Raw genomic sequence first — 22,679 nt, forward strand, 5'->3', positions numbered from 1 at the left:
AATTTCTGTTTTGAGCACTCGCAAGAGAAGGACAAGGCCGGACATGGTCAAGGCTGAATGGGGCACGAAGCGTACCTGCCCGAAATGCGCCACGCGCTTCTACGACCTGGGCAAGGATGACCCGGTCACCTGCATCAACTGCGGCACGGCCTGGGAACCGGAACCGGTGCTGAAGTCGAAGCAGCCGCTACCCTATGAGGAAGCGCCCAAGAAGGTCATCGAAACCGCCGATGGCGAGATCGAGACGGCGGACGACGATCTGGACCTGGATCTGGACGTGGATGATGACGGCGATTCGCCGGACAATGACGTCGATCTGGGCGGCGACGACGATCTGGGCGTCGACGCCGGCGGGGATGATGGCGACGACGACAATTAATTGAATTTTGTGCTTGCCAAGGAGTTCGCCGCCACCTAATGGCAGCGGCCTCCGAGGCGCCGCCCCAACGGCGCCGACACTGGAAACGGGGCCTTAGCTCAGCTGGGAGAGCGCCTGCATGGCATGCAGGAGGTCAGCGGTTCGATCCCGCTAGGCTCCACCAGTTTTGCCGAAATAGAAGCCGTCCGGGGGACGGCTTCCGGCAAAACTCCCGAGCGCAAGCGAGGGGTGTGGTGAGGTTGCGAATAACCTCGATTAACACTCCAACGCCACGCAAGGAGTGTTCTATATTTGGCCGACGGCTTTATGCCGGACATGGCCTGATCCATTGGGATGCGGTATGATGCCGCGCAACGATGGGGCCTTAGCTCAGCTGGGAGAGCGCCTGCATGGCATGCAGGAGGTCAGCGGTTCGATCCCGCTAGGCTCCACCAACTTTCCCCTATCATCTGAAGTAGCTCGCCATGGGCCAGCTTCTCGATCCAATCAGGATTGTAGGCGGCTGTTTTGCGGCTGATTTCTGCCGTTTTCCGCCGAAGTTCACAGTGTACGCGCGCGTGCGCCCGCGCGCGTATGCGTAGGAACCCAATATATCAGACGTTTCAAAGACGGAGCCTGGTAGGCTGACCGGGGCGGGATAGGACAGATGGAAAGGGTCGCCTGTTGGCAAATAGGATGCTTTTTGCGGATGTTGTTGCCGTTGGGTTACTATGGCTGATCCTCAGTTGCTCGGTTAAGTCCGAAAGCTGACCGGTGAAAGGAGCGTCTGGAATCGACCATTTCTTGCTGCTCGCACCTCCGTGCAAGCGATCCGAAACCAGACATTGCTGCGGCGTAGGTCAGTGCTTTACATGGTGCGATGAAGCAAGCGGCGCACCTCGACAACCTTACTCTCGCCAAAGACGGGGCACAGCACATTCCCGCCGCTGTATTGCCGCTGCTTCCAGACATATGTGCGGCGTTGCGTGAATTTCCTCATGAGCAGGCAGGCGTTCGTATCCACGGCATCCAAGCCCTCCGGCCTTTTCTGGCTGCAAATGGCGCAATAGGCTCCGTTGCAGCAGAATTTCTTGGATCGCGATGTCGCCCCGTTCGTGCAATCCTGTTTGACAAAACCGCAGCGACGAACTGGTCGTTGGGATGGCATCAGGACCGCACAATCTGCGTGAAGCGGCGGATCGATGTCGAGGGTTATGGGCCTTGGACGATCAAAGGCGGAATGCAGCATGTCACGCCGCCGTTTGAACTGCTGGCCCGGATGTTGACCCTTCGGGTTCATCTGGACGACGTGCCCGCTCAAAATTCGCCGCTGTTGATTGCTCCAGGCTCTCATGTCCGTGGGCGCATACCGGTCGAACAATATGGTGATGTTGTTGCTCAATCCGGCATTTACACCTGCCTCGCCAAGGCTGGCGACGTGTGGGTGTATTCAACTCCCATCCTACATGCCTCGGAGGCGGCGAGCGTCATGGGCCACCGTCGAGTCTTGCAGATCGATTACTCGGCAGATGAGCTTGCGGGCGGGCTGGAGTGGCTGGGCGTGTAATGGCGGCGGGCGACCAGAAATTTTCTGTTACCCCGGCGATTGACTTGCTCAAAAGCAGACCTTGCATACCCTTTCAACCGTCGGCATTTAATTGGCAATGCAAACGGTCTCATTTCAAGCCACGCCAGAAGATTTGCTCGGAGCCTATAGGCTCAATTTCCGAGTGACACTCAAGTCAAAACGGGTGATCCGAGCCTATGTAAGTGGGGGCGCAGCGCTTGCCGTGATGGCGATGGCAGCCGCTTGGGAATGGGATATTGCTCCTGTTCCAATTGCCGCTGCAATTGGACTCGGATACTGGATCACGTTGCTTTCGTTGATCTTTTTTTCCGCCTATCTGCGGCTTCCCCGCCAAGTCAGACGCATCTTCGATCAACAAAAGTCCTTGCACGATAATACCACCGTAAAATGGTCGGAAACTGGCATCTCGTTCATTTCATCTCGTGGCCATTCGCAGTTCTCGTGGTCGGATTTCGTTAAAATCGTGAAGGGGCAGGACGCCATCATCCTTCGCCAAAGCGATGCGCTCATGAATTTTATCCCCAGCCGGGCGCTGTCACAGGAGCAATTAGCTTCATTTCCGGTGACGGTGTGAACTACCTGCTGCTCCAATGGCGTCCAATGCTCGGGCCTGCTTTCCTGTTTTGGTTGTCTGAAAGCTGCCAGTCGGCAATCCACCCATCTTTATCATTCCCATATAAAACGGCACCTACCAATGCTATTTCATCCGGTATCTACGATATTGGACGGCGGTCTTGAGGAAAGGCTCGATTGACGGCTAGGCAGGCTGAACGAAGCTGTCCATCACCCGCTTCCGACCCGCCGTTTCGAAATCGATCTCCAGCTTGTTGCCTTCGATCTCCGCCACCGTGCCGTAGCCGAATTTCTGGTGGAAGATGCGCAGGCCGACGCTCATGTCATCCCGCCCCTTGTTGCCGAGCGAGACCGCCGATGCGCGCGCCTCCACGATCCGGGCGGGTTCGCGGGTGAACTGTCCGCTCTGTTGGGCGCGCTGCCACCCGGGGCCGCGACCGGTGCCGCGCTGGACATTGGCGAAGGGATCGGCCCGCTCCGACCAGTTGGCGCGCCAGAGCGAGGCGCCGCCGGACATGCTGCTTTCCTCCTCCACATGTTCGGGAGGCAATTCCCCGACGAAGCGCGAAGGGATGGAGCTGGTCCACTGGCCATAGATGCGGCGGTTGGCGGCGTGCAGGATGACGCAGGACTTCCTCGCCCGCGTGATCGCGACATAGGCGAGACGGCGTTCCTCCTCCAGGCTGTTGAGGCCGCCTTCGTCGAGCGCGCGCTGGGAGGGGAAGATGCCTTCTTCCCACCCCGCGAGGAAGACCGTGTCGAACTCCAGCCCCTTGGCGGCGTGGATGGTCATGATCGTGACCTTGCGCTCGTCCTGTTGCGCCTCATTGTCCATGACGAGGCTTACATGCTCCAGGAATGCGCCCAGCGTCTCATATTCCTCCATGGCGCGGGTCAGTTCGTTGAGGTTCTCCAGCCTTCCTGCGCTTTCGGCGGTGCGTTCGGCCTGGAGCATGGCGGTGTAGCCGCTTTCGTCCAATATCTGTCGGGCCAGTTCGGCATGGGGAAGTTGCACCGCGCGGTCCCGCCAGCGGGCGAGATCGCCGATGAAGGCGCCGAGGCTGCGGCGGGCCTGCGGCGTCATTTCGTCCGTGTCGAGGATTCGCGCGGCGGCGACGGCAAGCGGAACGCCCTCCGCCCGGGCAAGCCGATGCAGCTTTTCCACGGCCTTGTCGCCCAGGCCGCGCTTGGGGACATTGACGATCCGTTCGAACGCCAGGTCATCGGCGGGCTGATTGACCAGGCGAAGATAGGCGAGCGCATCCCGGATCTCGGCGCGTTCATAGAAGCGGAAGCCGCCCACGATGCGATAGGGCAGGCCGATCTGGATGAAGCGGTCTTCGAACTCGCGCGTCTGGTGCTGGGCCCGGACGAGGATGGCGACCCCCTCCAGCGATTGGCCGCTGCGTTCGATCGATTCGATCTCGTCGCCCACGCGCCGCGCTTCCTCCGGCCCGTCCCAGACGCCGATGATGCGGACCTTCTCGCCCACGTCGATGTCGGTCCAGAGCGTCTTGCCCAGACGATTGCCATTTTCCGCGATCACTCCTGACGCAGCGCCCAATATATGGGGGGTCGAGCGATAATTCTGTTCCAGCCGCACGATCTTCGCGCCCGGAAAATCCTTTTCGAACCGCAGGATATTGGCGACTTCCGCCCCCCGCCATGAATAGATCGACTGGTCGTCGTCTCCCACGCAGCAGATATTCTTGCGCTGCTGGGCGAGCAGGCGCAGCCACAGATACTGGCTGCTGTTGGTGTCCTGATATTCGTCCACCATGATATAGCGGAAGCGCTGCTGATAGCTTTCCAGCACGTCCCGATGGCGTTTCAGGATCGTCAGAACATGCAGCAGCAAGTCCCCGAAATCGCAGGCATTCACATCCCGAAGACGCGCCTGATAGGCGGCGTAGAGCTTCTGCCCCTTTCCGTTGGCATAGCCCTCGCTCTCGCCGGCGCCGATTTCCTCCGGCGTCAGCCCCTTGTTCTTCCACTGGTCGATGAGGCCGGCGAGCTGGCGTGCGGGCCAGCGCTTCTCGTCGATTCCCTCCGCCTGGATGAGCTGCTTCATCAGGCGAAGCTGATCGTCCGTGTCGAGGATCGTGAAATTGGATTGCAGCCCCACCAGTTCGGCATGGCGGCGCAGCATCTTCGCGGCGATGGCGTGGAAGGTGCCCAGCCAGGGCATGCCTTCGACGGCGGGGCCGATCATCCGGCCGACGCGCTCCCGCATTTCGCGCGCCGCCTTGTTGGTGAAGGTGACTGCAAGGATTTCCGAAGGATAGGCCCGACGGGTGGCGATCAGATGGGCGAGGCGAGCGGTGAGCGCCGCCGTCTTGCCCGTGCCGGCGCCTGCAAGCACCAGCACCGGCCCCTCGGTCGTGAGCACGGCCTCCCGCTGGGGTTCGTTCAGCCCCTGGAGATAGGCGGGATCGTCGGGGGAGGGAGCGGGCAGAGTCATGCGCTATCAACTAGGATGCCGGGCGGGAAGCGGCAAGGGCGGGCGGCCCTTGCACCGTCGCTCCTTCTATGAGAACAAAAGGCGAATCATGCAAGGAGTAAAGGCCATGTTCTCGGGGCGGTGCCAATGCGGGGCGATCCATTACGAAGCGCAGGGCGAGCCGGCCTATAGCGCGCTGTGCCATTGTTCGGATTGCCGGAAAAGCGCGGGCGCGCCGATGGTGGGCTGGGCCCTGTTCCCTGTATAACAGGTGACGGTGACGGGTCGGCCGGTGGCATACCGGTCCTCCGACAATGTGACGCGGGAATTTTGCGGAACCTGCGGTACGGGCCTTTTCTACCGCAATGCCGCCGTTTTCCCCGGCATGATCGACATCCAGACCGGAACGCTGGACGACCAGTCGAACCTGCCGCCAGCCATCCATGTCCAATTTGCCGAGGCCGCGCCATGGATGGAGGGCGCGCATCAACTGCCCAAGTTCCAGCGCTACCCCGAGGCCTGAGGCCCACAGGCAGGATCGTCTGGCGGCGCATCCGCAACGGCTCGTCGCCCGGGCCGGAACGCAGGCATCGCGCATCCGGTTCTTTGTTCAGCCCAAACGGCAGAACGGGGCGAGAACAAAGGAAAGGATGATCCCGATGAAATCGATCCTGTTGGCAGGTGCGGCCATATTGGCCTTCGGCACCGGCGTTACCGGCATTGCGATCGCGCAGGACATGCCGGCTTCGGCGCAGCCGCCCGTCGCCGATACGCCGCCTCCGCCCGAGCAGGGCGCGACGCCCGCGACGCCGGCGACCCCCGCCGAACCGGGAGCAACGCCAGCCAGCCCGGCCACTCCGGCGATGCCCGCGACACCGCCCCCAGCCGCCGATCCCAATGCGGGGCAGCCGACCGGAGCCGTGCCGCCGGACACGGGCATGCAACCGGCTCCTGCCGGCGTTCCGCGTGATCCCTCCGCTCCTGTCGGAACCTCAGCCAATCCCGCGACCGTGGGTGGCAATATGACGCCGCCGCCGACCGAGCAGAAGGATTATCCGCTGTGCAGCAGGACCGTGCAGGATAGCTGCATCAACCGGAGCGAAGCGCCCAAATCCATGCGCAAGCGGCGTTGATGCTTGCCAGGCCGGGCATGGCGGCGATCATGGCCGCCAGCCCGGTCCAGCCACGCCCCCGGTCAGGCTGTGCCGGTCGAGCACCGTCAGCAAGGTCGCCGGGGCTGCTCCCGATATGCCGGGTCGCAGGCTGGGTGCAATGCGCAGCCGTGGCGATGGCCCATGGTCATGTCCGTCGCGCCATCACTTCACCCAATCCGCCTGGACTATTCGGCGCGCTCCGTTGCGCGCAGCAGCGTCAGTCGGGCCTTGCCCACGTCACGGGTCGTCTCCACGGTAAAGCCCTTTACCGCCACATCCTCGCGCCGGTCGGTTTCGATGCTGATCCAGCTTGCGGGGCCGGTCCAGCCCAGGCGGCTCAGCTTGTCCAGCGCCACCATGCCAGCGCCGCTCTGATAGGGCGGATCCATGAAGATGAGGTCGAGCGGCTCGCTTGCCGGACCCAGCGACAGGACGCTGCTCTGGCGAATGTCGGGGCGGATGCCCAGCCTGTCGCCATTGGCCCGGATCGCGTCCAGCGCCGCGCGGTCCTGTTCCACGAAGATGCAGCTTGCCGCGCCGCGCGAGAGCGCTTCGAACCCCAGAGCGCCCGATCCCGCGAAGAAATCGCCAACGCTCAGCCCCTCGAAGGAGCCGATCCGGCTCAACAGCATGGAAAACAGGGTTTCCCGGGTGCGGTCCGCCGTAGGGCGTGTTGTGTCGCCCTTGGGGGCGGTAAGGGGGCGACCCCGCCATTGGCCTGCAATTATTCTCATGGGCTGGCTCGTTCCAGAAAAGAAGGGCCCCTCGACAGGCTCAGGGCGAACGGAGGGGGTCAGGGTTTCCCAAGGCTCTTGCGGAAGACGACCAGATCGTGCTGCCGCACTTCCTCGACCGCGCCGGATGCCAGCTCGCCCAGATGGAAGGGGCCATAGCTGGTGCGGATCAGCCGGTTCACCTGAAGCCCCAGATGTTCGAGCACGCGGCGGACTTCGCGGTTCTTGCCTTCGGTCAGCGTCATTTCGATCCACTGGTTGCGGCCGGTGCGGCGTTCCAGATTGGCCTCGATCCGGCCATAGCGTATGCCGTCTATCTCCAGCCCGTCGAACAGGTCCTCCAGCTGGTTCTGACTGACTTCACCGAAGGCGCGGGCGCGGTAGGTGCGCGGGACGCCGGTGGAGGGCAGCTCCATCTGCCGCTTGAACTCCCCATCGGTGGTGAGCAGCAGCAGGCCTTCGGTCGTCATGTCGAGCCGGCCGATCGGCATGACGCGCGGCAGGTCGGCGGGCAGCTTGTCATAAATGGTCGGACGGCCGCGGGGGTCGCGTTCGGTCGTCAGGAAACCCGCCGGCTTGTGGAAGAGGAACAGGCGCGCAGGTGCCGGTGCGGCGACCGGATTCCCGTCGACCGCGACGCCGTGCAGCGAAGTGAGGAGGGTGGCGGGGGTGGACACCGCTTCGCCGTCGAGCGTGATCCGTCCCTCCTCGATCATCCGCTCGATCTCCCGCCGGGAGGCGACGCCTGCGCGGGCGAGCAATTTGGCGATGCGCTGCGGTTCGTTCTTGCCGCTGGCGGCGGCGGCAGCGCGGGCAGGATGGGGATTGGCGGGCTTTGCGGGCGCCGTCCTGGTCTTCTTCACGGGCGGGCGGGCCGGGCGTGATGCCGGCGCCGGTTTGGCGCCCGTCGGACGCCTGGGACCACCGGAGCCCGGCCGACGGGGCGGCCCAGATTTTTTCGGCGGTTCCACGGAAGAGTTCCTTTTCAAAACAGGGTGGCCTTCCCATATCCGGAAGGCCGGGAAATTGACGAATGGTGCTGTCCTTGCGCCCATGCGCCGGGACGACGGGAAACCCCTTCGGGGCCTTGCACGTTGGTCGGGTGAATGGCGCAAATGGGGCGGATCGGCAAATGTTTTTCGGGCTGGTAAAAGGGGAAGCCGAAGCGCGGGGGCGGCGCAAGGCCATACGCAGCGTGCTGGTGGTCGAGGACGAACCGCTGGTCGCCTTCGACAATGAGCATGTGCTGGAAATGGCCGGCTATCGCGTGGCCGCTACCGTCGACGAATATGCCCATGCAGTCACCATCATGCAGGAGGAAAGCGTCGATCTGGTGATCGCGGACGTGACCCTGCATGGGGAGAAGACCGGCATCGATCTTGCGCGCTTTGCCGCGGGCAGAGGCGTGGCGGTATTGTTCGTGACGGGGGCCTGCCCTGTCGACGCGCGGGAAATGGCCCTGGGATGCCTGGCCAAGCCCTATGCGCCGCGCGATCTGCTGGCGGCGATCGATGTCGTGGATGCCCTGCTTCGGGGAAAGGCATTGCCCCGTTTTCCCGACGGTCTTCACCTGTTCGAGGACGCCGCCTGATCCGGGCCCGATATAAGATTGCCGGACGGCTTGCCTCCACCGCATTTGCCCATATGGTGGCCCGAATAATCATTCCCGGGGGCGCACCAATTTATGACCGACATCGCGAAGGGCTCGGCCAACTGGCTGGATGCGGTGAAGCCCTATGTGCAGAAGGCGCCTTTGGGGGCATTTTTTCTCGGCATATCGTCGGGCTTTCCCTATGCGATGATCGGTGCGACGCTGACCACCCGGCTGGCGCAGGACGGCATCGACAAGAAGGCCGTGACAGCCTTCACCCTTGCCTTCCTGGTCTATAATCTCAAATGGCTGTGGGCCTGGGTCGTCGACGGCGTTCGGTTGCCGGTCATCGGCCGGCTGGGGCAGCGGGTGAGCTGGCTGCTGGTCGCGGGGTTGTTCGTGATGGCGGCGGTCGCCAATCTGGCGCTGGTCGATCCCACCACCGGCCTTTTGCAGACGGCCTATGCGGCGATCCTGGTCGGCGTCGCCGGCGCCACTTTCGACATCGTGATCGACGCCTACCGGATCGAGACATTGCGGCCCGAGCAATTGGGCGTCGGGTCGGGCATGTCGCAATATGGCTGGCGCATCGGATCGGTCGCGGCGGGTGCGCTGGCGCTGGTGCTGGCGGCCCGGATCGGCTGGCATGGCGCCTATCTGGCTTGCGCCATATTCGCGCTTCCCGCGATGCTGACCGGGCTGGTGCTGGGCGAGCCGGAGCGGCACCGCGAACCCACGGCGCGGCGGGGTCTGGGCGAAGTCTGGGAGTCGATCGCGGGGCCGCTGGTGGAATTCTTCCGCCGGCGCGGCGCCTGGCTGGTGCTGCTGTTCATCCTGCTGCACAAGATCGGGGATACGCTGGCCAACCTGACCTTCCGCCTGCTGTTCGACGATATGGGCTACACCAATGATGAAATCGCCATCTACGACGTCGGGATCGGCTTCTGGGCCTATCTGATCGGAATTTTCGTCGGCGGCGTGCTGTATGCGCGCATGGGGATGAAGCGCTCGGTGCTGGTCAGCCTCTTGCTGATGGGCGTCTCCAACTTCAGCTTCGCGCTGCTGGCGGCGCTGGGCAAGAGCAACTGGGGCATGGCCGGCGCGATCGGCTTCGAAAATTTCGCGAGCGGTATCGGCGGGGTGACGGTGGTCGCCTATTTCTCCGCGCTCTGCGACCTGCGCTTCACCGCCGCGCAATATGCGCTGATTTCGGCGGCTGCGAGCATCGTCGGACGGTTCCTGACGGGGACGACGGCGGGCGCGATGATCGAACGGTTCGGCTATGTCGATTTCTACCTGCTGACCACGGCGCTGGCGGTGCCGGGCATCGTCCTGTTCTGGCTGATGATGCGCGCAGGGTTGATCGACGCCAGTGTCGGGAGCGCGGCAGCGCCTCAGCCCCCGGCGTAAAGGTCAAGTGGCCGACCGAGGTCGCGATGCGCCTGGGCGACCGCTTGCAGGCAGGTGAGCGCGCCCAAGGCATGGTCATTGCCCAGTAGCGCGGCGACATCGTCATAAGCCGAGCGGGGGCTGCGTAGCGCGCTGCCGATCGCCTGAATCATCAGCGCCTCGTCGCTCGTCATGCGCGAACAACAGCAGGGTGCGATCAATATCCTGCGGCTGGATGTCCGCGCCAGTTCCAGCATCATCGCCCGCATCAGCACGAGCGGGCGGCGATAGCTGCGGCCGAAGGCGCCCAGCATCGCATTGGCGGCATGGGCATCGTTGACCCCCGCCGTCGCCATGCGGCGCATCACATAGAGGAACAGCCGGTTGCCGTAGCCGCCGGGAAGCGGACGGGGCTGATCGAGGGAGGGGGACTCTCCATGGGCCATGCGTTCGTACCTTCTGCCTTGTCGTCGGAAGGCAAGAGTACGCTATTGCGAGTCAATCGCAAGTAAATTCAGTCGGGATATTGACCGTTCAGTCGCAAAATTTCTCCGGCCAAATAGAGCGAGCCGGAAATCAGCAGCTTGGGTTCACGGCCCGGCTGAGCGGCGACGGCGGCAATGGCGTCTTCGGGGCCCGCATGCGCGGTGCAGGCAATGCCCCACCGATCGGCAACGGCGGCGAAGCGTTCCGGCGGATGATGATCGTGACCTGGCACCGGCAGGGCGTGGATATGCGCAATCCGGCCGGCAAAGGGATGGAGATAGGCGTCCAGTTCCTTGTTCGACAGCATGCCGATCATCAGTTCGAGCTTATGCCCCTCAAGCCGCTCGCTGCTGAAAAAGGCGCTGATCGCCTCGCCCGCTCCGGCATTGTGGCCGCCGTCCAGCCAGGCCTCGGTCCCTTCGGGAAGAGGCGCGAGCAAGGGACCATGGTCCAGCCTTTGCAGGCGGGCCGGCCAATGCGCCCAGAGCGGAGCGGCCTTCAACGCGGCTTCGCTGACGGGCACGACATTCTGGTGCCGCAGCATGGCGAAGGCGAGGGCGGCATTATGGATCTGGTGTGCGCCGGGCAGGCGCGGCAAGGGCGTGTCGAGCCGCCCCTGATCGTCGCGATAATGGAGGCGATCCCGGTAGGCCGCCGCGTCCCAGCTCTCGCCCATGGCGAACCAGTGGGTCCGGTTGCGGGCGGCGGCCTCCAGCATCACGGGGAAAAGCGCGTCGGCATAGCGCTGCGTCACCAGCGGCGCCCCGGGCTTGGCGATGCCGGCCTTTTCGGCGGCGATTTCCCTGATCGTGGTGCCGAGGAAGCTTTGATGGTCGAGGCCAAGCTGCGCGATACCGCAGATCACGGGTTTTTCGATGATGTTGGTGGCGTCAAGGCGGCCGCCAAGGCCCACTTCCACGATGCAGGCGTCGGCTGGATGTTCGGAAAAGGCAAGGAAAGCGGCGGCTGTGGTGACTTCGAAGAAGCTGGCGCCGATCCCTTCCGCAACGTCGAGCACGCGCGAGAGGTAATGAGCCAGCGCCTCGTCGGAGATCAGCTTGCCGCTGATGCGGATGCGCTCGTTGAAGCGGACCAGATGGGGAGAGGTGAAGACATGGACCGTCTTCCCGTCCGCCTCCAGCGCGGCGCGCAGGAAGGCGCAGGTCGAGCCCTTGCCGTTGGTGCCCGCAACGTGGAAGACGGGCGGCAGGGCGCGATGGGGGTTGCCGATGCGGTCAAGCAGGCGGGCGATGCGGTCCAAACCCAATATGTCCGCGCCCGGCGACAGCGTTGCGAGGCGGTCGAGCTGGGCCTGGACGGCCGGATCGTCGGAGACGGCGTGGTCGGCCATCGGCGCTGGTCTCCCCGATGACCTCAGGCCGCGGCGCGAGGGGCGAGGTAGCCGATCACCCGAGCCAGCGTGTCGCGCAGTTCGCTGCGATGGACGACCATGTCCAGCATGCCGTGCTCCAGCAGATATTCCGCGCGTTGGAAGCCGTCGGGCAGCTTTTCGCGGATCGTGCTTTCGATGACGCGCTGGCCCGCAAATCCGATGAGCGCATTGGGCTCCGCGATCTGGATGTCGCCCAGCATGGCGTAGCTGGCCGTGACGCCGCCGGTCGTCGGATCGGTCAGCACCACGATATAGGGCAGGCCCGCCGCGTGAAGCTTCTGGATGGCCACGGTGGAGCGCGGCATCTGCATGAGGGAAAGTATGCCTTCCTGCATGCGCGCGCCGCCCGCTGCGGTGAAGATCACATAGGGGCATTTATGGGCAATGGCTTCGTTGACGCCCTGGATGAAGGCGGCGCCGACGCCCATGCCCATGGAACCGCCCATATAGGCGAAATTCTGCACGCCCATGACAAGCGGCACGTCATCGATGGCGCCCCGCGCGTTGATCAGCGCGTCCTGGTCGCCCGTCGCGGCGCGTGCGGCCCTGATGCGGTCCGGATAGCGCTTGGAATCACGGAATTTCAGCGGGTCTTCCTGCACCTGCGGGGTCGGCAGCAGGATGAAACCGGCATCGAGTATCTGTTCGAACCGCTCCGCAGGTCCGATGCGGCCATGATGGTCGCAGCGCGGGCAGACGGAAAGATTGTCCTCCCACTCCTTGATGAAGATCATCTCGGCGCAGGAGGGGCATTTGTGCCATAGCGTTTCGGCGGTGGTTTCCTTCTTCGCCATGAAGGGCAGGGCGTTGCGGACGCGGTTGATCCAGCTCATGCGGCGGTCTCCCGGAAATGAGGGCTGTTGGCGTTCAGCGCGCCGCGAAGGGCAGCGACGAACTCCTTGACGAAGGGGGCGGCGGCGTCGCCGTGCGAGCCGATGATGTCGACGATGGCGGACCCCACCACCACGCCGTCGGCCACGCGGCCAATGGCGGCAGCCTGTTCGGCGGAACGCACGCCGAATCCCACCGCGATGGGAAGGTCGGTGGCGGTCTTCAGCCGGGCCACCGCCTGTTCGACGGCAGCCTGGGCGGCCTGCTGCTTGCCGGTGATGCCTGCGACGGCGACATGATAGAGGAAGCCGCTGGCGCCGTTCAGCACGGCCGGCAGGCGGGCCGCGTCGGTCGTCGGCGTGGCAAGGCGGATCAGGTGGATGCCGGCCGCGCGCAGGGCGGGACCGATTTCGGCGTCTTCCTCCGGCGGCACGTCGACGCAGATCACGCCGTCGACGCCCGCGGCCCTGCACTGGTCGGCGAACAATTGGGGGCCCCGCGCGAGCATCGGATTGGCATAGCCCATCAGGACCAGCGGGGTTTCAGGGTGCCTGGCGCGGAAGGCGCTGGCGAGGGCGAAAATATCCTTCGTCTTCGTTCCGGAGCCGAGGCTGCGCAGGTTCGCCAGTTCGATGGCGGGGCCGTCCGCCATCGGATCGGTGAAGGGCATGCCGAGTTCGATGATGTCGGCGCCGCCCTCGACCAGTGCATCGAGGATCGCGGGGGTGTCGGCCACGCTGGGGTCGCCCGCCGTCACGAAGGTGACGAGCGCGGCGCGGCCCTGCGATTTGCAGGCGGCAAAGCGGGCGGAGAGGCGGTCAACGGTCATATCGAATTCCCAAACCCGACACGCAACGCGCTCCCGCGAAGGCGGCAGCCCGGTCCACGGGTCGCGTGAACAGGTGACGGTTGAACGGGGTTGCTGCCTTCGCAGGAGCAAGACATATGGCGGGCGAGGTCATATCTCCACCCCCAGGGCGCTCGCCACGGTGAAGATGTCCTTGTCGCCGCGGCCGGACAGGTTGACGACGATGATCCGGTCGGCGTCGAGCGTAGGCGCGACCTTTTCCGCGCTGGCGATCGCATGGGCGGATTCGAGCGCGGGGATGATGCCTTCCAGCGCGGAGAGCTTCTGGAAGCTGGCGAGCGCTTCGTCGTCTGTGATGGGCATATATTCGACACGGCCGATTTCATGCAGCCAGCTATGTTCAGGCCCAATGCCGGGATAGTCGAGACCGGCGGAGATGCTGTGCGCTTCGGTGATCTGCCCGTCTTCGTCCTGGAGCAGATAGGTGCGGTTGCCGTGCAATATGCCCGACTTGCCGCCGGCCAGGCTCGCCGCATGCTTGCCGGCCAGGCCTTCGCCCGCCGCTTCGACGCCGATCATCTTGACCTCCGCATCGTCGAGGAAGGGATGGAACAGGCCGATGGCGTTGGAACCGCCGCCGACCGGCGCGATCAGCATGTCAGGCAGTCGGCCTTCCAGTTCCAGTATCTGCTCGCGCGCTTCCCGGCCGATGACGGACTGGAAGTCGCGCACCAGCTCCGGATAGGGGTGTGGCCCGGCCGCCGTGCCGATGATGTAGAAAGTGTCGTGCACGTTCGACACCCAATGGCGCAGCGCATCGTTCATCGCGTCCTTCAGCGTCTGCGATCCCGAAACCACGGGGATAACCTCCGCGCCCAGCAGCTTCATGCGGAAGACGTTGGGCTTCTGCCGCTCCACATCCTTCGCGCCCATGAAGATCTTGCATTCCATGCCGAACAGGGCGGCGACGGTCGCCGTGGCGACACCGTGCTGGCCCGCGCCGGTTTCGGCAATGACCTTCTTCTTGCCCATGCGCCGGGCGAGCAGCGCCTGGCCGATGCAATTGTTGATCTTGTGCGCGCCGGTGTGGTTCAGTTCCTCGCGCTTCAGATAGATTTTCGCGCCCTTGCCCGGTGCGGCTTCGGCGCGCAGCGCTTCGGTCAGGCGCCCGGCATAGTAAAGCGGGTTCGGGCGGCCGACATAGCTGCGCAGCAATTCGGTGAATTCGGCGTCGAAGGCCGGGTCCTGCCTGGCGTCCCTGTAGACCTTCTCCAGCTCCAGAATGAGCGGCATGAGGGTTTCGGCCACATAACGGCCGCCAAAGGAACCGAAATGGCCGGAGGCGTCGGGCTGTGAACGCAGGCTGTTGGGCAGGGTAATGCTGTCGGTCATCGCTTCTATCTCTTCAGTCATGGGGTTGGATCACCTGGGCAAGTGATCAACGCCATCGAAGGCCGATACGTTCTAAAAGGATGCTCTTCGTCAACATGCCGACGCCGCATTGCAGAAGGCCATGATCTTGTCCACACTCTTGATGCCGGGCGCGCTTTCGACGCCGGACGAAACATCGACCAGCGGCGCGCCTGTGATGCGGACGGCTTCGGCCACATTGTCGATGCCAAGGCCTCCGGAAAGACCCCAGGGCAACGACAGGGAAGCGCCGCGCAGCAGCGTCCAGTCGAAGCGCAGGCCCATTCCGCCGGGGAGAGCCGCGCCTTCGGGCGTCTTGGCGTCGAACAGGATGAAATCGGCAGCGCCCGCATAGGCGCCCGCGGCGTCGATGTCGGCGCGGGTCTTCACTGGAATGGCTTTCCAGACGGGAATGCCGAAGCGCTGACGAATGGCCGCCACGCGTTCGGGAATTTCCTTCCCATGTAGCTGAAGGGCGGTGAGGGCGCCCGTGGCGCTGAGATCGGCCAGTGTCTCGTCGGTTGGATCGACCAGCACGGCGACGCGCCCGACATGGGACGGGACGGGCGCTGCCAGGGCGCGCAATCGGTCCGCTTCTACATGACGGGGGCTTTTGGGGAAATGTACGAATCCCAGATGCGTGGCGCCCGCGCGCATGGCGGCGCCGACCGTGTCAGACGTCGAAAGACCGCAGATCTTGATGGCGAGTCGGGACATGGGGGCGCTTTAGCGGGTGCGGCAGGGCGTGAGAACCGCTTTCATCCCGCCACCTGTTCGCTCCGGGAAGCCACAAGGGCGGGGGAAGCAGCCGCCAGGTCCATATCGTGCAACGCCAGCCATTGGTCCGCATGGTCGATGCATGCCTTGCCCAGATAGGCGTCGATGGCGTCGAGCAGTTCCGCCTCCTCCATGGCCTTGGGGTCGAGCGGCGGGTGCCAGTCGAGATGGAAGTGCGCGCCCTTCGTCCGGGCGAGGGTGAAGGGCAGGAAGCGGGCATTGCTGCGCCGGGCGAGGCGCAGGGCGATGGAAAGATTGCCCGACGGTTCGAGGTCGCGGCCGAAACGGGGAAACCAGACCTGCCGGTCGCGCCTTTCGTCCACGAGGATATAGAGCATCGGGCGCTCCTTTTCCGAAAGGTGCCGCAGGATCGCGCGGGCCGCGCCGCTGCTGCCCGTGATCGCTTCCCCCATATAGCTTTCCCGCGCCCGCTTCAGCATCGCGGCCTGCGCCGCATTGTCCGGCGGATCGTAGACGCCCAGGCCGGGGCGGTCGGTCGACGCCTTGAGATGAGCGGCTAGCAGGTCCCAATTGCCGATATGGGTCGTCAGGAAAATCATCGGCCGGGGCGAAGCCAGCGCTTCCCGATAGGCTGCCTCGTCAGCGATGGTCACGTGCCGGTCGTTCACCAGCCGGTCCACGTTGGCGAGTTCGGCCATGGTGCGGCCCAGATTGAACCAGCGGCGGGTGAGCATCCTCTCCCGGGTCGCCTGGTCCAGTTCGGGGCGCAGGACGGCAAGGTTCCTGCGGGCTCGTTCATCCCGCAATTTCATGGACCTGCGCGCGACATTGGCCGACAGCCAGCCTCCCAGCCAGGAGGCGAGGGATGCCGGAAGGATACGGAGGAGGGTGAAGAGAAAGGGGTTGGAGAGCATCGCGCCTGCCGTCATACAGCAGCGGTCGGGGCGGTAAAGGGCTTGGATTTGCGATGAGTTGGGCCTTGGGGCTTTGGGTGATCCTGCAGGGGCTGAGCGTGATCGGCGTGCTCAACTATTGGCGGCATCTGCCGACGGACCGGCAGGAGGAGGCGCCGGAGGGCGTCGTCATGCTGCTGTCGGTGCGGGACGATTGGGATGGGAGCCCCGGTCTCATCGCGCGGCTGAAGGCGCAGACGGCCCGGTTCCGGCTGGTGGTCGCCACCTCCGGCGCATGCGCGGCGGCGGAGGCGATGGCTGCGCGCGAGGGGGATTGGGTGCAGCTCGTTCGTGCCGGCATCGCCGGGGACGAGGGGCAGAAGGTTCACAAGCTGCGCGCGGCCCTGCGCTCCCTGCGGGAGGCCGATCGCTATCTGGTTTTCGTGGATGCGGACATCATGCCGCCGCCGCGGCTGGTGGGTCGGCTGCTCTTTCCCCTGGTGCGGGGAAAGGCCGACATCGTGACGGGATACCGGCTGTTGTTGCCCGAAGCGGGCGTGGCGGCTGCGCTGGTGGGCGCGGTTGAAATGCAACTGGCGACTCTGCCCAGAGCCGCGAGCGCGACCATGCCCTGGGGCGGGGCCATGGCGCTGACGCGGGAGACGGCGGAGCGGCTGGAACTGGATGCCGCGCTGGCGGGGCGGCTGTCCGACGACATGGCGATCGGGCTGGCCGGATGGCGGGCGAAGCTGCGGTTGCGGCCGGTGCGCGATCTGCTGGTCGCCAGTCCGCTGGCGCGGCAAGGGGCGCTGGCTTTCGCCGTCCGGCAGTATCGCCATGTCCTGACCAACAGTCCGGGCATGTGGGGGATCGCCTGCGCCGTGGCGGGCGTGCAGGCGCTGGGCTGGGTCTGGGCGGCGGGATGGGGCGGCTGGAGCGCCGTGGCGGTGGGTTATGCAGCGGCTCTCGGCCGGGCGCTGGCGCGGCGGCGGATCGTCGCGGGCGTGCTGGAAGCCGGCCAGGCGCGGACGGCGCGGCGGTCGCTCCGGTGGGACGTGCTGGCGCCATTTGCCGTGTGCTGGGCGCATTGGGGAATTCAGTTGGCGGCCGCCTGCTCCAGCCGGATCAGATGGGGCGGCTATGATTATTGGATGAGGAACGGAAAGGTCGCGCGGATGGAGAGGGTGGGATGAGGGCCATGCCGGTCCGCCTTCTGCTGCTCTGCGCCGCTGCGCTGGCGATCCCCGGCCTGAAAGCGCAAACGGCGTCTCAGGAAACGGCGCCTCAGGAAACGGCCCGGCCTGTCAAACCGGCCGTGGCGCTGGCCGGGCGGGTGACCGATGCAGCCGGTATTTTCAGTGTGGGGCAGGAGGAAGCGCTGTCCCGGAAGCTGGAAAAGCTGGAGCGATCGACCAGGCACCAGATGGTTGTCGCCACCGTGGCGTCCCTTGACGGGGCGGAGATCGGATCGTTCACCACCGATCTGGCGAACCAGTGGGGCATCGGGCGCAAGGGCCATGACGATGGCGTGGTCCTGCTGGTCGCCCCGAACGAGCAGCTGGTCCGCATAGCCGTGGGCTTCGGGCTGGAAAGCGTGCTGACGGACGCTTATTGCCAGGGCGTCATCGACAAAAAGATGATCCCCCATTTCCGGAAGGGCGATCTTTACGGCGGCGTGAACGCCGGTGTCGACGCGTTGATCGAGCGGCTGGATTGAGCGCCCTCCATTCAGCCAGGGGCAGCCGCTCTGTTCCCGTATTTCTCCGCTCTTTCCGGGCCAGCGGCTATTCCGTCGCTTGCGAATTGTCCTAGGCTGTGTGGGGATTCAGCCCATGGCGGGCTGCAAGTGGCGGCTTTCTGCGCTTCCAGTGCTCACGTACTTTGAGTACGCTCCGCGCCGGTTCTCGAAATCCACCATTTTCGCTCCACCCTGAACTGAATACCCACATACCCTAGGCGATCGCCCTTAATGGCTTTCGACGCCGGAAACGCCTATCCAACAAAGAAAAATCGGGCGCACGATGAGCGAGCGAAAGGCGTCATCGATGCAATGCGCGACACAACGTTGGGAGTGGCTGGACTGTGCCAAGGGAATTGGCATCGTCACTGTCGTGGTGGGCCATGCGGTCACGGGGCGGCTGCATGACTGGATCTACCTGTTCCACATGCCGCTGTTCTTCATCCTGTCAGGCATAGCCTATCATTCCGAACCGTCCGCGCAGTTGATCTACAAGCGCGTCTTTTCCCTGCTGCTGCCTTATGGCTGCTTCCTCACATTGCTGACGGGCATGCAGGACGCCGGCATGATGCTGGATGGGAAAAGCTGGTCCGCGATCTTCCATTCCGACCTGCTGCTGGCCCGGCGCATGCTGTTCGGCGGGCGGCAGCTTACCGGCTGGTTCGGAACGGCCTGGTTCATCACCGTCCTTTTCGGGGCGCAGGTCGCCTTCAACGCCATGGCCCGGCGCATGGGGGAGGGGTGCGGGGTGCGGTTGATCCCGCTGCTCCTGCTGATGCTGGTCATCGCCTGTCCGCTGGGCGGTTATTCGCTGGCGTGGAATATGGCGGTGCTGCCCATGGCGATATTCTTCCTCGGCATCGGCAGCCTTTGGGCATCGACCTTCCTGCTGGGAGGCGAGCCGGTGCTCGAAGGCCCGGTGCACCTGCTGATCGCCATCGTGACGCTGCTGCTGACGCCCTTCATCCTGCCGATGGACATGAAGTTCGGCCATTATGGCTCGGCCCTGACCAGCGTCGCAGGGGCGATCGGATGGTCGCACATGATCGTGTGGCTGAGCCGGTGGCTGGCATCGGGGCCGCTGAGGCCGCTTGGCATCGGCCGCAAATTCGCCCTGCTGGGACGGGCGTCCCTCGTGATCCTCTTCATGCACAGGATGGTGCTGATCGAGACGCAGCCATGGTGGCCCGCCTCCGTGCGCATCGTGGCGGCGCTGGCGGTCCCGGTCCTGTTCTATCTGCTGCTCGAAAGAAGCTCGCCAATCGTTCGGCTGGGCCTGCTGGGACTGCGCCGGCCGGTCCCGCCACCGGCATGGGTGCGCAGGATCGACGGACTATTGCATCATCCCGCCATGGCTGTCAGGGCGCAGGGGGTCATGACGGCGCCGCGGCCTGCCGCGCGGGCGCGTCGCGCCAGAGGCCGGTGATCAGAAACCCGCCGGAAAGAGATGCCTGCCCTGCTCGTCCAGGCGCAGGACCACCTTGCCTGCAACGGCGCTGAGCGGCAGGTCGCCATAGAGGTGCGGGAAGAGGGCGCCGCCGCGCGACTCTTCCCATTTCAGCGCGTCCCCGAAAGGCGCCAGGTCGACCATCAGCATCACCAGATGGTCCTGCCCCGCAAAATGCCTGGCGGCGGTTTCGGCGGCCTGTTCGCGGGTCGACATGTGGATATAGCCATCTGCAAGATCGACCGGCGCGCCCTTGAACACGCCGTCCGCCTTCAACTGGTCATACTGATCCCCGGTCAGGATCTTGTAGGCGAAGAGGTCTGTCACTCTTCGGCCAGGTCCGGATCGGCTTCGGGGCTGACGTCCGGGCTGACTTCCAGGCCGGCGGGGGTGCTCACCTCCGTCTCCTCGTCGCTTTCCTCGATCTTCGCCGCGCTGACGACATGCTCGTCGTCGGACACGTTGAAGAGGCGCACGCCCGCCGAGCTGCGACCGATGACGCGGAGGGATTCAAGGCCCATGCGGATCAGCTTGGCCTGGTCGGTGACGAGCATCAGATGGTCGCCGTGCCGCGCCGGGAAGCTGGCGACGACAGGGCCGTTGCGGCCGATATTGTCGATATTGGTGATGCCCTGCCCACCGCGTCCGGTGCGACGATAGTCATAGGCCGAGGACAGCTTGCCATAGCCGTTCGCGCAGACGGTGAGGATGAACTGTTCCTTGGCCGCCAGTTCGGCAAAGCGTTCCGCGCTCATCTGCGGCGAGCCTTCCTTCTCCGCCTTCCAGGGGGCGAAGCGGAGATAGTCGTCGCGTTCTTCCTGATCCTTGATGCCGGCGCGATGAAGGATGGAGAGCGAGATGACCTCATCGTCCTTCTTCAGCGTCATGCCGCGCACGCCGGTGGAGGTGCGGCTCTGGAATTCGCGCACGTCCGTCGCCTGGAAACGGATCGCCTTGCCCTGACGGGTGGCGAGCAGCACGTCATCCTCTTCGGTGAGCAGCGCCACGCCGATCAGGCGGTCGCTGCTTTCATCGTCGAAGCGCATCGCGATCTTGCCATTCGACGGGATGTTGGCGAAGGCGTCCATGCTGTTGCGGCGCACCGTGCCGTTCGCGGTGGCGAACATGACGTGCAGATCCTTCCAGCTCTCCTCATCCTCGGGCAGCGGCAGCACGGTCTGGATCGTCTCGCCGGGGCCGAGCGGCAGCAGGTTCACCATCGGCCGCCCGCGCGTCGCCGGGCCGCCTTCGGGCAGGCGCCAGACCTTGAGGCGATAGACCTTGCCCGCCGTCGAGAAGAAAAGGACCGGCGTATGGGTGGAGGTCACGAACAATTCGGTGATCGCGTCCTCATCCTTGGTCGCCATGCCGGAGCGGCCCTTGCCGCCGCGCGCCTGGGCGCGGAAACTCTCCAGCGGGGTGCGCTTGATATAGCCCTGCACGGTGACGGTGACGACCATCTCCTCCCGCTCGATCAGGTCTTCGTCGTCTATGCCGTCGGCGGCGGCGGTGATCTCCGACAGGCGCGGGGTGGCGAAGTCGCGCTCGATCGCCTCGAACTCCTCGCGCATCACGGCGTAGAGCTTCACGCGGTCCCCGAGGATGGCGAGATATTCGGCAATGGCGGCGGCGAGTTCCGCCAGTTCATTGCCGATCTCATCCCGGCCGAGCGCGGTCAGGCGATGCAGGCGCAGGTCGAGGATCGCGCGGACCTGCGTGTCCGACAGGCGATAGCTGTCGCCGCTGACTTCCGTTTCGATCGCTTCGACCAGCCGCAGATAGGGCGCGATCTCCGCCACCGGCCAATCGCGGGCGAGCAGGGTTTCGCGGGCTTCGGCGGGGCTGGCCGAGCCCCGGATGATGCGGACGACTTCGTCGAGGTTCGTGACCGCGATGACGAGGCCCAGCAAGATATGCGCGCGGTCGCGGGCCTTGTTGAGTTCATATTTGGTGCGGCGGGTGATGACCTCTTCGCGGAAGCGGACGAACGCCTCTATGATGTCGCGGATGTTGAGCAGTTCCGGGCGGCCGCCGCGAATGGCGAGCATGTTGGCCGGGAAGCTCGACTGGGCGGGGGTGTTGCGCCACAGCTGGTTCAGCACGACTTCGGGCGTGGCGTCGCGCTTCAGGTCCATGACGATCCGCACGCCTTCGCGGCTCGATTCGTCGCGAATGTCGCTGATCCCCTCGATCCGCTTGTCCTTGGCCGCTTCGGCGATCTTTTCGACCAGGCCGTTCTTGCCGACCTGATAGGGAATGGCGGTGAGGACGATGGAACGGCGGTCGCCGCGCCCTTCCTCGATTTCGTGCCGGGCGCGCATCATGATCGAGCCGCGGCCGGTATGATAGGCGCTGCGGGCGCCGGACTGGCCGAGGATGAGCGGCGCGGTCGGGAAGTCGGGGCCGGGGACGATCTGGATCAGTTCGTCCACGGTGATGCCGGTGTTGTCGATATAGGCCAGGCAGGCGCGGATCACTTCGCCAAGGTTATGCGGCGGGATGTTGGTCGCCATGCCGACCGCGATGCCGCCCGCGCCGTTGACCAGCAGGTTGGGGAAGCGCGCGGGCAGGACCTGCGGCTCGCTTTCCGAAGCGTCGTAGTTCGGCTGGAAATCGACGGTGTCCTTGTCGAGATCGTCCAGCAGGGCGTTCGTCACCTTGGCGAGCCGCGCTTCGGTATAGCGCATGGCCGCCGGCGGGTCGGGGTCCATGGAGCCGAAATTGCCCTGCCCGTCGATCAGCGGCACGCGCATCGACCAGTCCTGGGTCATGCGCGCCAATGCGTCGTAGATCGCCGTGTCGCCATGGGGGTGATATTTACCGATCACGTCGCCGACGATGCGGGCCGACTTGCGATAGGGCTTGTTGTAGGTGAAGCCCGATTCATGGGCGGAAAAGAGAATGCGGCGATGCACCGGCTTCAGACCGTCGCGCACGTCCGGCAGGGCGCGGGCGACGATCACCGACATGGCATAGTCGAGATAGCTCGCCTTCATCTCCTCCACGATGGAGATGGGGCTGATGTCCGAAGGGTCGGCGAGGGCAGTCTCGTCGGTCAATGCGATTCTCTTTTTGGATGGATATGGTTCGTTGCTGCTGCACTAGCGG

General features: G+C 64.7%; 21 protein-coding genes, 2 tRNA genes and 1 pseudogene. 12 read left to right on the forward strand and 12 right to left on the reverse strand.

What is annotated here, in order from left to right:
* The first annotated feature begins 43 nt into the window (after positions 1 to 43).
* The 5 genes from EGM87_RS04345 to EGM87_RS04365 all read left to right on the forward strand — a co-directional run bounded on the left by EGM87_RS04345 (position 44) and on the right by EGM87_RS04365 (position 2,520).
* Positions 44 to 379: a TIGR02300 family protein gene (locus EGM87_RS04345; RefSeq protein ID WP_007688826.1), complete on the forward strand. Its 336-nt coding sequence runs from the start codon at positions 44 to 46 to the stop codon at positions 377 to 379.
* 87 nt (positions 380 to 466) lie between these two features.
* Positions 467 to 542, forward strand: a tRNA-Ala gene (locus tag EGM87_RS04350).
* A 195-nt stretch (positions 543 to 737) separates the two neighbouring features.
* Positions 738 to 813, forward strand: a tRNA-Ala gene (locus EGM87_RS04355).
* Positions 814 to 1,238: 425 nt separating this feature from the next.
* The gene (locus tag EGM87_RS04360; protein ID WP_137709759.1) at positions 1,239 to 1,925 is read left to right on the forward strand and encodes a phytanoyl-CoA dioxygenase family protein; all 687 of its coding nucleotides are present in this window, start codon (positions 1,239 to 1,241) and stop codon (positions 1,923 to 1,925) included.
* 97 nt (positions 1,926 to 2,022) lie between these two features.
* Positions 2,023 to 2,520, forward strand: coding sequence for a YcxB family protein (locus EGM87_RS04365; protein WP_137709758.1), 498 nt, complete (start codon positions 2,023 to 2,025; stop codon positions 2,518 to 2,520).
* A gap of 183 nt (positions 2,521 to 2,703) precedes the next feature.
* Here the strand turns inward: EGM87_RS04365 and EGM87_RS04370 are convergent, their stop codons facing one another.
* On the reverse strand, positions 2,704 to 4,980 hold the full coding sequence (locus EGM87_RS04370; protein WP_137709757.1) for an ATP-dependent helicase: 2,277 nt from the start codon (positions 4,978 to 4,980) through the stop codon (positions 2,704 to 2,706).
* A gap of 106 nt (positions 4,981 to 5,086) precedes the next feature.
* Between EGM87_RS04370 and EGM87_RS04375 the strand changes: the two are divergent.
* Positions 5,087 to 5,482 (forward strand): annotated as a pseudogene (locus EGM87_RS04375) (GFA family protein).
* A 136-nt stretch (positions 5,483 to 5,618) separates the two neighbouring features.
* On the forward strand, positions 5,619 to 6,092 hold the full coding sequence (locus EGM87_RS04380; protein ID WP_253719141.1) for a Fe-S oxidoreductase: 474 nt from the start codon (positions 5,619 to 5,621) through the stop codon (positions 6,090 to 6,092).
* A gap of 206 nt (positions 6,093 to 6,298) precedes the next feature.
* Here the strand turns inward: EGM87_RS04380 and rsmD are convergent, their stop codons facing one another.
* On the reverse strand, positions 6,299 to 6,847 hold the full coding sequence (rsmD, locus tag EGM87_RS04385; RefSeq protein WP_137709755.1) for a 16S rRNA (guanine(966)-N(2))-methyltransferase RsmD: 549 nt from the start codon (positions 6,845 to 6,847) through the stop codon (positions 6,299 to 6,301).
* A 59-nt stretch (positions 6,848 to 6,906) separates the two neighbouring features.
* A complete protein-coding gene (locus EGM87_RS04390) occupies positions 6,907 to 7,818 on the reverse strand; it encodes a pseudouridine synthase (RefSeq protein ID WP_137709754.1) in 912 nt (303 codons plus the stop codon).
* Positions 7,819 to 7,979: 161 nt separating this feature from the next.
* On the opposite strand from EGM87_RS04390, the gene EGM87_RS04395 reads away from it, so the two are divergent.
* Positions 7,980 to 8,438: a response regulator gene (locus EGM87_RS04395; RefSeq protein WP_025550502.1), complete on the forward strand. Its 459-nt coding sequence runs from the start codon at positions 7,980 to 7,982 to the stop codon at positions 8,436 to 8,438.
* Positions 8,439 to 8,531: 93 nt separating this feature from the next.
* On the forward strand, positions 8,532 to 9,848 hold the full coding sequence (locus EGM87_RS04400) for an AmpG family muropeptide MFS transporter (RefSeq protein ID WP_137709753.1): 1,317 nt from the start codon (positions 8,532 to 8,534) through the stop codon (positions 9,846 to 9,848).
* On the opposite strand, the gene EGM87_RS04405 is transcribed toward EGM87_RS04400, so the two are convergent.
* The 7 genes from EGM87_RS04405 to EGM87_RS04435 all read right to left on the reverse strand — a co-directional run bounded on the left by EGM87_RS04405 (position 9,833) and on the right by EGM87_RS04435 (position 16,407).
* Positions 9,833 to 10,273 (reverse strand): DUF6628 family protein, encoded by a 441-nt coding sequence (locus EGM87_RS04405; RefSeq protein ID WP_137709752.1) that lies wholly within the window; start codon positions 10,271 to 10,273, stop codon positions 9,833 to 9,835. The genes EGM87_RS04400 and EGM87_RS04405 overlap by 16 nt on opposite strands.
* A gap of 68 nt (positions 10,274 to 10,341) precedes the next feature.
* A complete protein-coding gene (locus EGM87_RS04410; RefSeq protein ID WP_137709751.1) occupies positions 10,342 to 11,664 on the reverse strand; it encodes a bifunctional folylpolyglutamate synthase/dihydrofolate synthase in 1,323 nt (440 codons plus the stop codon).
* Positions 11,665 to 11,687: 23 nt separating this feature from the next.
* The gene (accD, locus tag EGM87_RS04415) at positions 11,688 to 12,539 is read right to left on the reverse strand and encodes an acetyl-CoA carboxylase, carboxyltransferase subunit beta (RefSeq protein ID WP_044662102.1); all 852 of its coding nucleotides are present in this window, start codon (positions 12,537 to 12,539) and stop codon (positions 11,688 to 11,690) included.
* Positions 12,536 to 13,366 carry a tryptophan synthase subunit alpha gene (trpA, locus tag EGM87_RS04420; RefSeq protein WP_137709750.1) on the reverse strand — a complete coding sequence of 277 codons (831 nt, stop codon included), beginning with the start codon at positions 13,364 to 13,366 and terminating at the stop codon, positions 12,536 to 12,538. The genes accD and trpA overlap by 4 nt, the downstream gene beginning before the upstream one ends.
* Before the next feature lie 129 nt (positions 13,367 to 13,495).
* Positions 13,496 to 14,737, reverse strand: coding sequence for a tryptophan synthase subunit beta (gene trpB / locus EGM87_RS04425; RefSeq protein WP_137709980.1), 1,242 nt, complete (start codon positions 14,735 to 14,737; stop codon positions 13,496 to 13,498).
* A 90-nt stretch (positions 14,738 to 14,827) separates the two neighbouring features.
* Positions 14,828 to 15,472: a phosphoribosylanthranilate isomerase gene (locus tag EGM87_RS04430; RefSeq protein WP_137709749.1), complete on the reverse strand. Its 645-nt coding sequence runs from the start codon at positions 15,470 to 15,472 to the stop codon at positions 14,828 to 14,830.
* A 41-nt stretch (positions 15,473 to 15,513) separates the two neighbouring features.
* Positions 15,514 to 16,407 carry a lysophospholipid acyltransferase family protein gene (locus tag EGM87_RS04435; protein WP_137709979.1) on the reverse strand — a complete coding sequence of 298 codons (894 nt, stop codon included), beginning with the start codon at positions 16,405 to 16,407 and terminating at the stop codon, positions 15,514 to 15,516.
* Positions 16,408 to 16,460: 53 nt separating this feature from the next.
* On the opposite strand from EGM87_RS04435, the gene EGM87_RS04440 reads away from it, so the two are divergent.
* The 3 genes from EGM87_RS04440 (at position 16,461) to EGM87_RS04450 (ending at position 19,550) form a co-directional block, all read left to right on the forward strand.
* Positions 16,461 to 17,579 carry a glycosyltransferase gene (locus tag EGM87_RS04440; RefSeq protein ID WP_137709748.1) on the forward strand — a complete coding sequence of 373 codons (1,119 nt, stop codon included), beginning with the start codon at positions 16,461 to 16,463 and terminating at the stop codon, positions 17,577 to 17,579.
* Positions 17,580 to 17,584: 5 nt separating this feature from the next.
* Positions 17,585 to 18,103 (forward strand): TPM domain-containing protein, encoded by a 519-nt coding sequence (locus EGM87_RS04445; protein WP_171010027.1) that lies wholly within the window; start codon positions 17,585 to 17,587, stop codon positions 18,101 to 18,103.
* Positions 18,104 to 18,407: 304 nt separating this feature from the next.
* Entirely contained in the window at positions 18,408 to 19,550 is a 1,143-nt protein-coding gene (locus tag EGM87_RS04450; protein ID WP_137709746.1) for an acyltransferase family protein, read from the forward strand.
* On the opposite strand, the gene EGM87_RS04455 is transcribed toward EGM87_RS04450, so the two are convergent.
* Both EGM87_RS04455 and gyrA read right to left on the reverse strand, forming a co-directional pair.
* Entirely contained in the window at positions 19,551 to 19,898 is a 348-nt protein-coding gene (locus EGM87_RS04455) for a DUF952 domain-containing protein (protein WP_025552078.1), read from the reverse strand.
* Positions 19,895 to 22,630: a DNA gyrase subunit A gene (gyrA, locus tag EGM87_RS04460; protein ID WP_025552080.1), complete on the reverse strand. Its 2,736-nt coding sequence runs from the start codon at positions 22,628 to 22,630 to the stop codon at positions 19,895 to 19,897. Before gyrA ends, EGM87_RS04455 begins: the two co-directional genes overlap by 4 nt.
* Positions 22,631 to 22,679 lie beyond the last annotated feature (49 nt).

This window comes from Sphingobium sp. RSMS (assembly GCF_005406185.4).
GTDB classification, from domain to species: Bacteria; Pseudomonadota; Alphaproteobacteria; order Sphingomonadales; family Sphingomonadaceae; genus Sphingobium; species Sphingobium fuliginis.